Source organism: Lysinibacillus cavernae (assembly GCF_009724685.1).
Lineage (GTDB): Bacteria > Bacillota > Bacilli > Bacillales_A > Planococcaceae > Lysinibacillus > Lysinibacillus cavernae.
In genome coordinates this window covers 258034-273043 of the sequence record NZ_WMEF01000004.1, presented here as the reverse complement: position 1 = coordinate 273043, position 15010 = coordinate 258034, and the positions used below count along the sequence as shown (strand labels likewise).

Here is a 15010-nt window from a genome sequence, read left to right as displayed (position 1 = left end):
TGTAAAGGAGTGAACATATGTCAACAATGCAATTTTTAGTTGATGGATTTGCCGTTGCCTTTCAATGGCAAAATCTATTATTCGCTCTTGTTGGTGTCATAATTGGAACAGCAGTTGGTGTACTTCCAGGTATAGGTCCCATGAGTGGTGTTGCTTTACTAATCCCTGTTACAGCAACCATTACAGCTGGACTACCAACGGAAGCTGCCGCTACAAGCTCAATTATTTTACTTGCAGGGGTATACTATGGAGCCATGTATGGTGGTTCAACAACTTCTATTTTGTTAAATACGCCTGGTGAATCCTCATCAGTTGTAACAACATTGGATGGCTATCAGATGGCCAAGCAAGGCCGTGCTGGGAGTGCTCTTTCTATCGCAGCCATCGGTTCATTTTGTGCTGGTGTAGTAGCGTTACTAGGCTTGATATTATTAGCAAATCCCCTTTCAAAATTAGCACTTAAATTTGGACCAGCAGAATATTTTTCATTAATGTTACTAGGGCTTGCGGCAGTAAGTGGACTTGCAGGACGCTCTATTACAAAAGCTTTAATTATGACTGTCTTGGGTCTTATGCTCGGTACAGTAGGTATTGATGCCGTATCTGGTATAGAACGTTTTACATTTGGTCAGCCGATGCTGTTCTCGGGTATTGAATTTTTAACCATTGCTGTTGGTTTATTTGCGTTAGGTGAGGTGTTTAAAACGATTCTTGAAAAAGATGAAGAAGATGGTCAAATAGCAAAAATTAATCGTGTATTACCAACAAAGCAAGATTTAAAAGATAGTGCTGTTCCCATTGCTCGCGGCTCGCTACTAGGTTTTTTCATTGGCGTATTACCTGGTGCAGGCGCAACCCTTGCCTCATTCTTTTCTTATATTACCGAAAAAAAATTCAGTAAAACACCTGAGCAATTCGGAAAAGGCCATATTGCAGGTGTAGCTGGACCTGAATCAGCTAACAACGCAGCATCAGGCGGTGCAATGATTCCGTTGCTAACATTAGGAATTCCCGGTTCAGGTACTACAGCTATTTTAATGGGTGCACTTATTATGTATAATATTCAGCCGGGTCCACTATTATTTGATGAGCATCCTCAAGTTGCGTGGGGATTAATTGCCAGTATGTTTATTGGAAATTTAATGTTATTAGCATTAAACATGCCATTGGTCCGTATTTTTGCAAAAATCATTGAAACACCTAAAAAATATTTATTGCCAATTATTATTGCGATTTCTATTTTTGGTGTTTATGCAGTACAATTCGCTACTTTTGATTTATTTTTATTATTAGCTTGTGGTGTGCTTGGTTATTTATTTGCTAAAAATGATTATCCAGTAGCACCATTAGTTCTTGCACTTGTACTAGGACCGATGATTGAAAATAATATGCGTCGGGCATTAACTATTTCTAATGGAGATTTTTCTATTTTTATATCAAAGCCTTTATCTTTAGTATTTTTAGTAGCTGCTATTTCTTGGTTACTTATACCATTGTTCATGAAAATGCGCGGGAAAAATGTTCTTATTAACGATGAAGGATAAAATATATATAACCCACTATACATTATTTCAGTATAGTGGGTTTTTACTTATACCTATAAGGCGTGACCAGAGCCACCATCTATATTAACAGAAGTTCCTGTAACATAACTTGCAGCATCAGACACTAAAAAAGTTATTATGTTTGCAGCTTCTTGTGTATCCCCTACACGGCCAAGTGGAATAGCTTGACCAACCTTGCGCGAATATTCTTCCCATGATAAATGAGGTTCTTCCTTTTTCCATTTCTTTTCGATTTGATCACTGCGAATAAGACCTATACAAACAGAATTTACTCGAATATTATCCTTCCCTAAATCCTTGCTCATTGCTTTCGTCAAGGCAAGTCCCGCAGCACGGCTTACAGTAGTAGGAAGTGAGCTTGCAGGTGGGGTCTTAGCCATCACAGCTGTCACATTGACGATTGCTCCTCCACCTGCATTACGCATATACGGCACGGCATATTTCGAACAATGAATAGCTCCAAATACCTTTAAATCCAAATCAGCTTGCCACAGCTCACTACTCACCGATTCAAAGGGATTCGCTGAAGCTGTACCCGCATTATTAATTAGAATATCAATGCGCCCATAATGTTCTACAGTACGCTCAATTAGATACTTACAATCTTTTTCTTTTGTAATATCCGTTGGAACAATTAAAACATCTACACCTGTTTCATTTTTTATACATCCAGCAGCCACTTGTAGCTGTTTTTCACCACGTGCGCAAAGTACAACCTGTGCTCCCTCTTTGACAAGCTGCATGGCCGTATAATAGCCAATTCCTTTACTCGATCCTGTTATAATTGCTACTTTCCCTGTTAAATTAAGCTCCATTATTAAATCCTCCCTTACTTTCTACAATGCTACCATTATATCATTTATCGATTATTCAGAATAATTATAGAAGCTTGCAAATGATAGAAATAATAGTTGAAGCCAATACCACTGTCGAATCTTTCCCATTAGCAGTTGCTTACTGCTTACATTTTCTTTGTAGCCTTTATATAGCTAACTAACGAAGCTAAACCTATAAAATAGCTAAAAAAGCATGTAGTTGTTTCCCAACTACATGCTTACTATCAATTTCTTCTTATTTTTCTGCACCTAATGCACGTGGCACCATAGTTTCTACTACATAATTCTCTTCTTCATACAGTATTTTTTTTAGCTCGATACCAAAAAACGATTGCATTCTCTCTTCTGTCATTGTTTCATGGACAGTGCCATATACAACACCCTTATCCTTTGCCGTCATCAGGACCCGATCAGCTAAATAAAACGCATGATTAGGATAATGCGTGTTAATAATACAAGAAATGCCACGCTCTCTTGCTAATTGCTTGATAGTTTGTAAAATAATCATTTGTTTTTGAATATCCAAATGCGACTCTGGTTCATCTAAAATAAGTATTTCTGGATTGGCGACCAGTGTACGGGCTATTAAAGCCAACTGTAACTCACCACCACTTACCTCATTACATGATTTTTTGGCTAAATCGACGATACCAATTGTATCTAATGCCAAATGCGCCGCTTCTAAATCTTTTTTCGATGGTTGGGCTAATGTACTAATAAAAGGGGCTCGTCCCATCACAACTAGCTCTTCTATTGTAAAACCAAATACCATTTTATGAGCTTGCGGTACATAACCAATACGTTGCCAAAGCTCCTTACGTTTGACAGTAGACAACGGCTTGCCATCTATAAAGGTTTCTCCCTGCTTCCAATCTAATAAACCTGTAATACATTTGAGCATTGTTGTCTTTCCAGCACCATTAGGACCAAGAATGGCCATAATCTGGCCTGCTTCCAGTGTAAAATTAATATCGTTCACATAAAGATTTTGAGATTCCTTACGATGCTTTCCATAGTAAAAATTCCCCTTTTTCACTTCGATTATCATGCCCAACCACCCCCAGATTTACGCAGTAAATAAGCAAAAAATGGTGCACCAATAATCGCTGTTAAAATCGATAAAGGAATTTCTGTTGCTGTTATAGAACGTGCTAAATTATCTATTACTAACAAATAGACGCTACCAATAGCAATCGACATTGGTAGTACATGCTGATTATTATTCCCAACAAGCATACGTGCAACATGCGGAATAATCAAACCGACCCAGCCAACAATTCCTGCAACCGCAACAGATACCGCAGTAATTAATGTAGCACCGAAAATGATCATCCATTTTAAAGGCACTACGGAAATACCCATTGATTTTGCCTCATCCTCTGGAAGAGTTAAAATATTTAATCGCCATCTTAGGAAATAAAGTATGAGCATACCGACAATAATCAATGGTCCCCCAATATATAAATCCTTATAAGTAACCGTTCCTAAGCTCCCCATTAGCCAATAGGTAATGGCAGGTAGCTTTTCTTCTGGATCAGCTACAAATTTAGTTAACGAAATAAGCGCATTAAACAGTGCTGATGTAATAACACCTGCTAGGACAAACATAAAAATAGGGGCATTTTTGCGAGCGCCAGCAATTAAAAACGTAAAGCCAATTGCACCTAATCCAAAAAGCAATGCCATTATCTGTGTGGCAAAATTTTGCCCAAACAATAGAATTCCAAGAGAAGCACCGAAGCCAGCTCCCGCCGAAACACCTAAAATATCTGGTGATACGAGCGGATTACCAAACATTCCTTGAAAGCTAGCACCTGCAATAGCTAAACCTCCACCAATTAACAATGCGAGAAGAATACGTGGCAAGCGAATATTGATAATAACTGTTTCTTCCATCTCTGTCCATGTCGGTTCAATTGGGAAAATCTGCGAAGCAAGAATTTTTAATAACTGCTCGATGCCAACTTCAAAGCGCCCTACACCAAGAGAAAAGATGGCAATCACCAAAGGTAGGGACCATAAAATAATCTTTTTCCAGTTTTGCATTTAACAATCATTCCTTACTATTTAGCTGCTTCTGATGAAGGATTTAATATAGCTCGAACATCTTCATCTGTCACATCGTATTCATAAAAATCTTTGTAATATGCTTTAATCTCATCCTCTATTTTATAATCAAATAGTGTAGGATGATTTTTTTGCGCTAGCCATTTTAACATTAATGGTGCGTCACCACTAGGCGGGAACCAACGATAAATCCCTAATGGAATCTTATAAACTTTGCCCTCTTGTACAGCCTTTACCTGACTCCAATCCTGCCCATCTACCTTGTTTTCAAGTAGATCAGCTGGTTGTGTTTCTGTAAAATTTGTAATAAAAATAATATCAGGATTCCAGGCATAAATCTGTTCCATATTGACTTCTTTTTGTCCTTGTATATCATTTTCTGCAACATCAATTGCTCCCGTAGCATTGAGCCATTGGTTACCAAAGAAATTTTTCCCTCCAATTGTTATGGATTTTTCATTATGCCTAAACAACATCATGGCGCGCGGCTTATCTTTTTCCTCGATAGCTTTTAATTTTTGATCTAATTGCGCTTGTACTTTTTTTCCTTCATCTAAGAAGCGATTGGCACGTTCTGTTGTGCCTGTTATTTGACTTGTTATTTCTAACCAGCTATTAAAAGTAGCTAATGGCTCTGCCGCAGCTGCATCAATTGCCTTTAGCGCGACCACAGGAATGCCTGCCTCTGATACCTTATGAATCGATTTCTCATCTGTTGCAAGCTCTATATATAATTGTGGATTTACTTTCATTAATTCTTCTACATTGACTTCACCATTTTGAATAAACGAAGTATCAGCCTTTAAAACATCTGGCGACATTTTAGCTAGCATCGAATGTTTTGCTGCATTATATGAATTTGGATGCATGCCGACAATTTCCTTTGTAGAATTTGTTGCTACATACCAAGTAGAGAAGTATGGTAAAATGCCTCCCGTTACAACACGCTCAATTGAATTAGGTAATGTTACTTCACGTCCTAATTGGTCAACTACAAGCTTTTCTTCCTTTGACGTTTGTAACTCTGATGACTGCTCCTCCATTTGCGGCTCAGTATTATTTTTCGTCTCTCCATTGTCATTATTACAAGCTACCAACAACATTGTTAGTGCTGCAGTAGCGAAAAGTCCATATTTCTTCACTGTGTTTCTTCCTCTCTTAACCATTTTGCAACCCCATGTAAAAATGGTTTGGATTGATCAATAAAACCTAATCCAATATGGAACATCGGATCTAGTGTAGTGACAACTAGCTCTCCATTAAAGCTTACATTATCTACATAAAATAACGATCGTCCATTTGGAATATCTAATAACGATTGCGCTCCTTCTGGCGGTAAAAAGGAACCGTGATAATGCCATTTCATATCATGCAATGTTACATATTTGAAAAGTGGATGCACATTATGTTGCATCTTCATCGGTAAATCACCGCCATCTCTCACCCACCAACTAAAATTGACCTCGGAATCTTCCCAATCAATTGTAGGAAACCAGCAATCCAATATTTCACCGAAAATAATTAGCCTTTTGCCAGCATTAATAAATTTTAGTAATTGGGACTGAGACCGCTTTAAAGAGCGGATATCTATGCGACATGATAAAATAAGTGTGTCATATTTTGTTAAATCATATTGATGAAAGTGGCGAATATGTAGCACTTCATCATATAAATAATGAAATTCTTGTTCTGCAAAAAAGCGATTTTGAAATGGTAAGCCATTCGTCACAATCCCTATCATTTGCCTGTACCTCCACTTGCATCATTGCGAATAGCTTCATCACGAATACAATCTAGCATTTGCATACTAAGCTTTTTCGACGTATTTTCTTCATTAATAAATACCTTGTAAATATCGGTTCCCGCCCCTGCAAAAATAGTGCCATTTGTTGAGTGTCGATCAACATAAAGTATCGGTACACCGCTCTGATCTGTTATTAACACTTCCGCATGAACTGGAATTTTTTCAAAATAACCACGAGAAAAGAAGCCACGTACACCTTTTCGGTAATTAATATCATAGGGCTCTATCCCTTTAAATAAAGAACAATTAGATTGCTCAATAATGATTTCACGATCTTTCAACGGAATAGGAGAGCGCTTCCAATTAGCTACATTCGACAACCACGGCAATGATATTTCTGTCATTGAAAAGATAACACCACCCTGTAGCAAATATTTATCTAAAATAGTTTTATGTTCTAGTAGAAATTGCTCTTCTACGTGATTCGTGACAATTACTCCTGCATAGGCAGTTAAATCGACATAGGGTAAATCATATAAATATAAAAATACTAAGCCACGTTCACGATCCTCGGTCGTTAATCGAGTAAATTGTATATCAATGCCAACATAAGCAACAGGTTCCACTAGATCTCCTACTTTCTTTTATCAAAAAATTTCCTTACCCATAAGGAGCAGATTCCACAATAAATATTTAATCTAACCACGATAAGCTTGTTTTTTCTACACTATGTACGGCAAGCTTTCCTAGTAAAGCCTCAAAACCAACACACTCCAAACGTTTGCGTATCAAATTAGAGATAGTAGTAATCCAATTTGCTCATATAACGTTCCTTATATCTGCCCTTTCTTTAGCCAAGGTAAAAATCCTCGTAAAAAGCGTTCTGTTGCTGGCATAAAATAGGAACCAAAATGATAATCTGGGTCCAATGTTGTATTGACCCAAACCCCATTTGTGTTAACTCGATCAATATATAAAACGGCACCACCATCATTTGTCGATACTAATACTTCACAGCCTTCACTCGGCCAGTACACACCATGTTGATGCCAAGTCGCATCCTCCAATGTAATATAATTCTTAAATAAATCATGAGTTGTCTCTAATAAACGCAAGCCACTATCAGCATTAGGTTCAAGCCACCACCAAAAATTAGTTGGTCTAAATTCCCATTTATGCATTGGCAACCAATCTCGGTGTTGCGGGCCAAATGTGACCACTACTTTCCCTGTATTCGCAAAATCATAGATCTTTTGAATATTTTGATCTAATAGCCCTGTATGTGTTTGGGAAGGGATAATTAATACATCAAAGGCTTCTAAATTTGCTTCCTCTAACTGACGTACGGGAATCAATTGATCGATATACCGAGCGAACTCAGATGTCTTGTATGTACGCCAGTGTTGTGAACTACCGCTATACATAACAGCTATTTTACGCACCGATTGATCCTCTCCTCTGCTAAATACTTGTATTCCTCCTGTACCCATTGCATTAACTGTGCAGGAATACGACTGGTTGTTTTTAATGTTGACGGTATCATGCCCCCAATAGTAAAAAGATTATTACCTGCATGCATAAAAATAGTCCCATTTGTTGAGCTTCGATCAATAAATGTCACAGGCTCACCTTCTGGCAAAGTTAATAATATTTCCGCATCTGCTGGGGCTGGATGATGACCACGTGCAAAAAATCCTTTCACACCTTTATTAATTGTCATCTCTTCTTCCTTTACCCCATCAAAAATTACGTGCTGTTTCGCAATAGAGATGTCATAATCCCAATGATTTCGAATGTCTTTTGCGATAAAAGCCTGCTGTCCTGGCAACCAATCTGTGACTAAGTTACCGAAGAAGCATACAATCTTTTTACTTGCCAAAAAATCAGCAATAATTTGCTTCTTTTCCTGCAAAAATTCTTGATCAACAAACCCTAAAATCACCATACATTTATAAGAAGATAGCTCAATATTCGGTAAATCATACATATCTACTATTTCAAAATTTTCATCTGCTTTGCCCTGAGAAAAAATATTACATGGATGAATCACAATATAATCTTTTGACATCTTCATACCTCCTTGCCACTCGAACTATATCACCATTGATAACGATTATCAATATCATGTAGAGTATAAGGTTTTAATTTTCGCTGACTACTTATAAGTTTTTATGAAATTATAAAATTCTCTAATTGTACTATTAAGTTTTCTTATAGAAAGCTATAAATCCACAATTAAAGATGATAATCTAAAAAACTTGATACTTTTGTACTTGGGATCAACGTAGTAAAACGATAAAAATTAATCTAAATAATTCTACTGTGGGGGCATAGTGATTGAATTAAGATAAAAAACCCGAACGATTACGAAACAGTAAATGAAAGCTTCGTAATATCGTTCGGATTTTTTGTTAAATATTTTTTTAAAATAAATATAATGGTAAAAATCTATATGTTAGAAGAAAAGCGTTAAAGGATTTATTTACCTTTATAAATTCAGCTTATCTGACAGACTCTACCTTTAGTTTGTCCTTTATACGTTCACAAAATGCTTGTTCTTGCTCATTTAAAATATGATTTCGATTAAATACAATTCCATTCTTTCGTTTAATACATAGACCTTTCACATATTTAAACGTTATTTTTTCTAAGCTATCCTCTATTGATTTATAAGGTAAAAAAGATACACCCATACCTTGCTGTACTGCTTTTTTAATAATTTCAAAATTTGTCATCTGTATATAATAAACAGGTACTGCCTTCTGATGTAAAGCTTGTTTAATATGTTGATTCAAATAAGAGCTTTGGGACAATAGCATTGATAAGTTTTTCAAATCTCTCGTATAAATGATTTGACGACTTGCTAAAGGATGATCATTTGTCATCACTAATACAAGCTCTTCCTCAAATAAAATATCAATATCAAATGACTCTTGGACAATCGTATCAGCATCATAAATCGGCATCACTGCAAATTTTGCATGGTTTTTCACTAAACTACTTTTTAAATCTTCATAGCCAAAGCTATTAATTTCATAGGGATATTGCTTTAATGTGCTATTATTTTTATCAAATAGTTCATTAAAAAAGCTATCTGCAATATAGTGACTAATATATAATTTGATATTTTCCTGTTGTGTCTGCTTTACTGCCATACGCAATTGTTGGTCCATTTCCTGCATTTTCTGCGCATAAGCCAACACTATTTCGCCTTGTGTAGTTAACTTAATTTGTCGTTTTTTCCGTGAGATAAGCTGACAGCCTAATTCATTTTCCAATTGCTGAATGTGCTGAGAAACTGTCGGTTGGGAACAAAACATATGCTTCGCTGTTTCAGTAAATGATTTGTATTGTGCTAATAAAATAAATGTTCGATAGCGCTCATTCATCGTAACCCATTCCTTTATATATAAATGATAATTATTATCAATTATAATACTATCTTTTATTCATAAAGTAAAATTTAATATCTTTAGGGGTAATGGTTCAAGCTGCTACCATTTTTTCATGGATATTTATCATTCACAACGACAATATACATTTCATATAACATTTTCCAGTAAAAAAAGGAGTGTAGATAAGCGAATAAACATCCGCTTTTTCTACACTCCTTTATTCATATTATTTCTTCGCTACAATGTGAATTGGGTTGCCAAGTAATACTTCAGCAGTTTCCATTGTAATTTCACCTAATGTTGGGTGAGCGTGAATTGTTAATGCGATATCTTCAGCAGTCATGCCGCCTTCAATAGCTAAGCCCATTTCAGCGATCATATCAGATGCACCAGCACCTACGATTTGAGCACCAATTAATAAGCCATCTTCTTTACGAGCAACAAGCTTCACGAAACCTTCTGATTGGTTTAATGCAAGAGCACGGCCATTTGCTGCGAATGGGAACTTCGCTGCAGTGTATTCGATGCCTTCTGCTTTCGCTTGTTCTTCGTTGTAACCAACTGTCGCCATTTCTGGATCTGTGAAGCATACAGCAGGTACAGCAAGATAATCAACAACTGATTTTTCACCAGCAATTGCTTCAGCAGCAACTTTACCTTCGTAAGAAGCTTTGTGTGCAAGCTGAGGACCGGCAACAATATCACCGATTGCATAGATGTTTGGAATATTTGTACGACATTGTTTGTCAACATTGATTAGACCGCGTTCACCGAATTCAACACCGATTTCAGCAAGGCCCATTTCATCTGTATTTGGACGACGACCTACAGTAACTAATACATAATCAGCTTCAACCTTTTTCTCTTCTCCGCCAACTTCATAAGATACTACTACGCCGTTTTCAGTTTCTTCAACGCCTTTTGCAGATGCGTTAACTTCAATTTCAACGCCTTTCTTCTTAAGGCCTTTTTTCACGATTTGCGTCATTTGTTTTTCGAAGCCAGCTAAAATATCTTTTCCGCCTTCAATGATTGTTACTTGTGAGCCAAGGTTTGCATAAGCTGAACCTAACTCTGTACCAATATAACCTCCACCGATTACAACTAATTTACCAGGAACTTCTTGTAAAGAAAGTGCACCAGTAGAATTTAATACGCGATCAGTGAATTTGAATGTTGGAATTTCAACTGGACGAGAACCTGTTGCAATAATGACATTGTTAAATGTGTAAGTTTGAGCAGATTCACCATTGATGATACGCACTGAATGAGCGTCAACGAAATAAGCTTCACCTTGTACAATTTCAACTTTGTTCCCTTTAAGTAAGCCTTCAACACCGCCAGTTAATTTTTTAACAACGCTGTCTTTAAATGCTTGTGCTTTTGAGAAGTCTAATTTCACATCAGAAGCGATAATTCCCATGTCATCTGAATGTTTAGCTTGCTCAAAACGGTGACCTACTGAAATTAATGCTTTTGATGGGATACAACCTACGTTTAAGCACACACCACCAAGTACATTTTTTTCAACGATTGTTACTTTTTGGCCAGTTTGAGCTGCACGAATTGCTGCTACATATCCTCCAGGACCTGAACCAATGACAAGAGTATCTGTTTCGATTGGGAAATCTCCTACTACCATTTTGTTACGCCTCCATTAATAATAATTCTGGCTCACTTAACAAACGCTTTAAGTGATTTAAAGCATTTTGCGCAGTGGCTCCATCGATCATACGATGATCAAAGCTCAATGATAATGCTAACACAGGTGCGGCTACAATTTCACCATTTTTTATTACAGGTTTTTCTGAAATTCGACCAATACCTAGTATTGCAACTTCAGGATGATTAATAACTGGTGTGAACCATTGTCCTCCCGCAGAGCCAATATTCGTAATCGACATGGAAGCACCCTTCATTTCATGTGGCGCAAGCTTGCCTTCACGAGCCTTCGTCGCTAACTCATTGATTTCATTAGACACTGCAAATACAGATTTACGATCTGCATGCTTAATAACTGGTACTAGTAAGCCTTTTTCAGTATCAGCTGCAATACCGATATTAAAGTAATGCTTTTGAATAATTTCTTGTGTTGCATCATCTAATGAGCGGTTAAATTCTGGGAACTCGCGTAAAGTTGAAATAAGCGCTTTTACTACATATGGTAAGTATGTTAATTTAACACCTTTTTCAGCAGCGATATCTTTGAATTTTTTACGATGTGCTACTAGAGCTGTTACATCGACTTCATCCATCAGTGTAACATGAGGAGCCGTTTGTTTCGAATGTACCATTGCTTTGGCAATAGCTTTTCGAATACCAGACATTTTCTCACGAGTCTCTGGGAATTCCCCTTCAAGGACTACTGGTGCTGCCGGAGCAGTTGTTTCTTGCTGAACTGTTGCATCAGTTGTTTCGACAGATGCTGTTTCAGCCTCAACAGTGCCTCCACCTTTTAGGAAGTTTTCTATATCTACTTTCAAAATACGCCCATTTTTGCCTGTACCCTTCACTTCACGGATGTTCACATCATTATCACGTGCAAACTTACGTACAGAAGGCATAGCAATAACACGTTTTGTTTCATCAACAACAGTCTCAGCTTTTTCTGGTGCTTTTTCCGATGCCTTCTCCTCTTTAGCAGGAGCTTTCTCTACGTTCTGACCAGATTCAGCAGTTGCTTGAACCTGTGCTTCTGTTTTCGCCTCAGCATGTTCATCACCTTTTAGCTTAAGGTCCTCATAGCCTGGTGCATCCAAACGGATTAGGACGTCGCCAACAACGGCAACTGTTCCTTCTCCTACTAAAACTTCCTCTACTGTACCTTCAACTGGTGAAGGGATTTCTACAACCGCTTTATCATTTTGTACTTCACAAAGAATATCGTCTTCTTTTACTGTATCTCCAGCTTTAACGAACCATTTCACGATTTCGCCTTCGTGAATACCCTCGCCAATATCCGGTAATCTGAATTCAAATGCCATGTGTACCCATCCTTTCCTTTTACTGTTCTTCAAGTTTAGAAGATTTGTTAGAATGTTAAAACTTTTTTCGCTGTTTCCATTACGTCTTTGTAGTTTGGTAACCAAACACCTTCAGCTTGTGGGAATGGGTACACAGTATCTGGTGCAGCCACACGAAGAACAGGTGCTTCTAAGCTTAAAATTGCACGTTCTGTAATTTCTGCTACTACGTTTGCAGCGATACCTGCTTGTTTTTGAGCTTCTTGGACAACAATTGCACGACCTGTTTTTTCAACTGACGCAATAATTGTTTCCACATCGATTGGTTGAATTGTACGTAAGTCAATTACTTCTACAGAATGTCCTTCTTTTTCAAGTTCTTCTGCAGCCTTTAAGCTTTCATGAACCATTAAACCGTAAGCAACAATTGTTAAATCATTACCTTCACGTTTTACATCTGCTTTCCCTAGTGGAATTTCATATGCTTCCTCAGGTACTTCTTCACGGAATGAACGGTAAAGTTTTAAGTGCTCTAAGAAAATAACTGGGTTGTCATTGCGAATAGAAGAAATAAGTAAACCTTTAGCATCATATGGTGTTGATGGTACAACAACTGTTAATCCTGGTTGTGCTGTCATTAAGCTTTCTAAGCTATCTGAGTGCATCTCAGGTGTATGCACACCACCACCAAATGGTGAGCGGATTGTTACAGGTGCATTATATACGCCACCACTACGGTAGCTCATACGTGCTAACTGACCACTGATTGAGTCCATTACTTCAAAAACGAAACCGAAGAATTGAATTTCAGGAACTGGACGGAACCCTTGAAGAGAAAGACCGATTGCTAAGCCACCAATACCTGATTCCGCTAATGGTGTATCAAAAACGCGGTCAACCCCAAATTCTTTTTGTAGGCCTTCTGTCGCGCGGAATACCCCACCGTTGACACCTACATCTTCCCCGAATACAAGAACGTTTTCATCATTCTTTAATTCTGTGCGAAGTGCATCTGTAATTGCTTGAATCATTGTCATTTGTGCCATAGGTTATTTCGACTCCTTCTCTTTATAGATTTCATACTGTTCTTTTAAATTAGATGGCATTTCGCCTTTATACATGTTTTCCATTAACTCTGTTACTTTCTGTTTTGGAGCAGCGTCAGCTTTTTTGATTGCTTCTTTAATTTCTTCTTTTGCACGCTCGATTACTGCTTCTTCTTTCTTTTCATCCCATAAACCTTTTGCTTCTAGGTATTTACGGAAACGAACAAGAGGGTCTTTTTGAGCCCATTCAGTATCTGTATCAGATGTACGGTAACGAGTTGGGTCATCTCCAGCCATTGTATGAGGACCATAACGGTAACACATAGTCTCAATTAACGTCGGACCTTCGCCATTCACTGCACGTTCACGTGCATCACGAGTTGCTACGTATACTGCAAGGGCATCCATTCCATCTACTAAGATACTTGGTAAACCTGCTGCCACACCTTTTTGTGCAATTGTTTTAGCAGCTGTTTGTAATTCACGAGGTGTTGAAATTGCATATTGGTTATTTTGAACGATGAAGATAGCTGGCGATTTAAATGCACCCGCAAAGTTAATTCCTTCATAGAAATCACCTTGAGAAGAACCACCATCACCTGTGTAAGTTACTGCAACAGCTTTTTTCCCACGCTTTTGAATACCAAGTGCCACCCCAGCAGCTTGAATATATTGTGCGCCGATTATGATTTGTGGAGCTAAAACGTTTACACCTTCAGGAACCTGATTCCCGATGAAGTGACCACGTGAGAATAAAAATGCCTTTTCAAGAGGTAAGCCATGCCATACAATTTGTGGTACATCACGGTAACCTGGTAAAATCCAATCTTCTTGTTCTAACGCAAAGTGAGAAGCAAGTTGTGAAGCTTCTTGACCAGCAGTCGGCGCATAGAAGCCTAAACGACCTTGACGATTTAGTGAGATTGAACGTTGATCTAAAATACGTGTGTAAACCATACGTGTCATTAGTTCAACTAGTTCCTCATCTGATAATTTAGGATCTGCCTCATTATTTATAATTTCGCCTTCTTCATTCAAAATTTGAAACATTTCAAACTTATCTTCGATTTCAGTTAGCGTTTGTTTAGCATCAAAAATATTATTGTTTTTCTTGCTCATTTGTCACATCTCCCTTTCAGCTGTATTAAAATAAATCACCTTTTTAACTAGTACAACTTATTCTTGAAACTCAGTATACTGAATAAAATACAGTCGGTCAATCATATATTACGGCTATAAACAAAGATTTTTTCTAGAATAACAATCAAGTACCACTGTCTCATACTGTATTACTGATATTTAAAAACTGTGTTAGAACACCTTATTTAGACTGTACTACTCTTAAGTTTTCCAACAGGTTTTCCCCTAGTAGAATACCCCATTCTAGAAAATCT

At 37.5% G+C, this 15010-nt stretch carries 14 protein-coding genes; 1 reads left to right on the top strand and 13 read right to left on the bottom strand.

Annotated elements, in window-relative coordinates; translation table 11 throughout:
- Window positions 1-17: 17 nt before the first annotated feature.
- A complete protein-coding gene (locus tag GJU32_RS11870; protein WP_155592156.1) occupies window positions 18-1544 on the top strand; it encodes a tripartite tricarboxylate transporter permease in 1527 nt (508 codons plus the stop codon).
- Between the two features lie 53 nt (window positions 1545-1597).
- Here GJU32_RS11870 and GJU32_RS11865 read toward each other — a convergent pair whose 3' ends face one another.
- The 13 genes from GJU32_RS11865 to pdhA all read right to left on the bottom strand — a co-directional run bounded on the left by GJU32_RS11865 (window position 1598) and on the right by pdhA (window position 14735).
- A complete protein-coding gene (locus GJU32_RS11865) occupies window positions 1598-2380 on the bottom strand; it encodes an SDR family NAD(P)-dependent oxidoreductase (protein ID WP_155592155.1) in 783 nt (260 codons plus the stop codon).
- A gap of 256 nt (window positions 2381-2636) precedes the next feature.
- Window positions 2637-3449, bottom strand: coding sequence for an ABC transporter ATP-binding protein (locus GJU32_RS11860; protein ID WP_155592154.1), 813 nt, complete (start codon window positions 3447-3449; stop codon window positions 2637-2639).
- Window positions 3446-4447, bottom strand: a complete 1002-nt coding sequence (locus GJU32_RS11855) for a FecCD family ABC transporter permease (protein ID WP_155592153.1) — start codon at window positions 4445-4447, stop codon at window positions 3446-3448. Before GJU32_RS11855 ends, GJU32_RS11860 begins: the two co-directional genes overlap by 4 nt.
- A 17-nt stretch (window positions 4448-4464) precedes the next feature.
- The gene (locus tag GJU32_RS11850) at window positions 4465-5571 is read right to left on the bottom strand and encodes an ABC transporter substrate-binding protein (protein WP_155592185.1); all 1107 of its coding nucleotides are present in this window, start codon (window positions 5569-5571) and stop codon (window positions 4465-4467) included.
- A 35-nt stretch (window positions 5572-5606) separates the two neighbouring features.
- On the bottom strand, window positions 5607-6209 hold the full coding sequence (locus tag GJU32_RS11845; RefSeq protein WP_155592152.1) for a hypothetical protein: 603 nt from the start codon (window positions 6207-6209) through the stop codon (window positions 5607-5609).
- Window positions 6206-6838, bottom strand: coding sequence for a hypothetical protein (locus GJU32_RS11840; protein ID WP_155592151.1), 633 nt, complete (start codon window positions 6836-6838; stop codon window positions 6206-6208). The genes GJU32_RS11845 and GJU32_RS11840 overlap by 4 nt, the downstream gene beginning before the upstream one ends.
- A gap of 207 nt (window positions 6839-7045) precedes the next feature.
- Entirely contained in the window at window positions 7046-7654 is a 609-nt protein-coding gene (locus GJU32_RS11835) for a hypothetical protein (protein WP_155592150.1), read from the bottom strand.
- Complete coding sequence (locus tag GJU32_RS11830) at window positions 7642-8280, bottom strand: phosphate starvation-inducible protein PhoH (RefSeq protein WP_155592149.1); 639 nt, start codon at window positions 8278-8280, stop codon at window positions 7642-7644. The genes GJU32_RS11835 and GJU32_RS11830 overlap by 13 nt, the downstream gene beginning before the upstream one ends.
- A gap of 433 nt (window positions 8281-8713) precedes the next feature.
- Window positions 8714-9601, bottom strand: a complete 888-nt coding sequence (locus GJU32_RS11825; RefSeq protein ID WP_155592148.1) for a LysR family transcriptional regulator — start codon at window positions 9599-9601, stop codon at window positions 8714-8716.
- 232 nt (window positions 9602-9833) lie between these two features.
- A complete protein-coding gene (gene lpdA, locus GJU32_RS11820) occupies window positions 9834-11249 on the bottom strand; it encodes a dihydrolipoyl dehydrogenase (protein ID WP_155592147.1) in 1416 nt (471 codons plus the stop codon).
- Window positions 11250-11253: 4 nt separating this feature from the next.
- Window positions 11254-12591, bottom strand: coding sequence for a dihydrolipoamide acetyltransferase family protein (locus GJU32_RS11815; RefSeq protein ID WP_155592146.1), 1338 nt, complete (start codon window positions 12589-12591; stop codon window positions 11254-11256).
- A gap of 47 nt (window positions 12592-12638) precedes the next feature.
- Entirely contained in the window at window positions 12639-13616 is a 978-nt protein-coding gene (locus GJU32_RS11810) for an alpha-ketoacid dehydrogenase subunit beta (RefSeq protein WP_155592145.1), read from the bottom strand.
- A gap of 3 nt (window positions 13617-13619) precedes the next feature.
- Window positions 13620-14735, bottom strand: coding sequence for a pyruvate dehydrogenase (acetyl-transferring) E1 component subunit alpha (pdhA, locus tag GJU32_RS11805; RefSeq protein WP_155592144.1), 1116 nt, complete (start codon window positions 14733-14735; stop codon window positions 13620-13622).
- Window positions 14736-15010 lie beyond the last annotated feature (275 nt).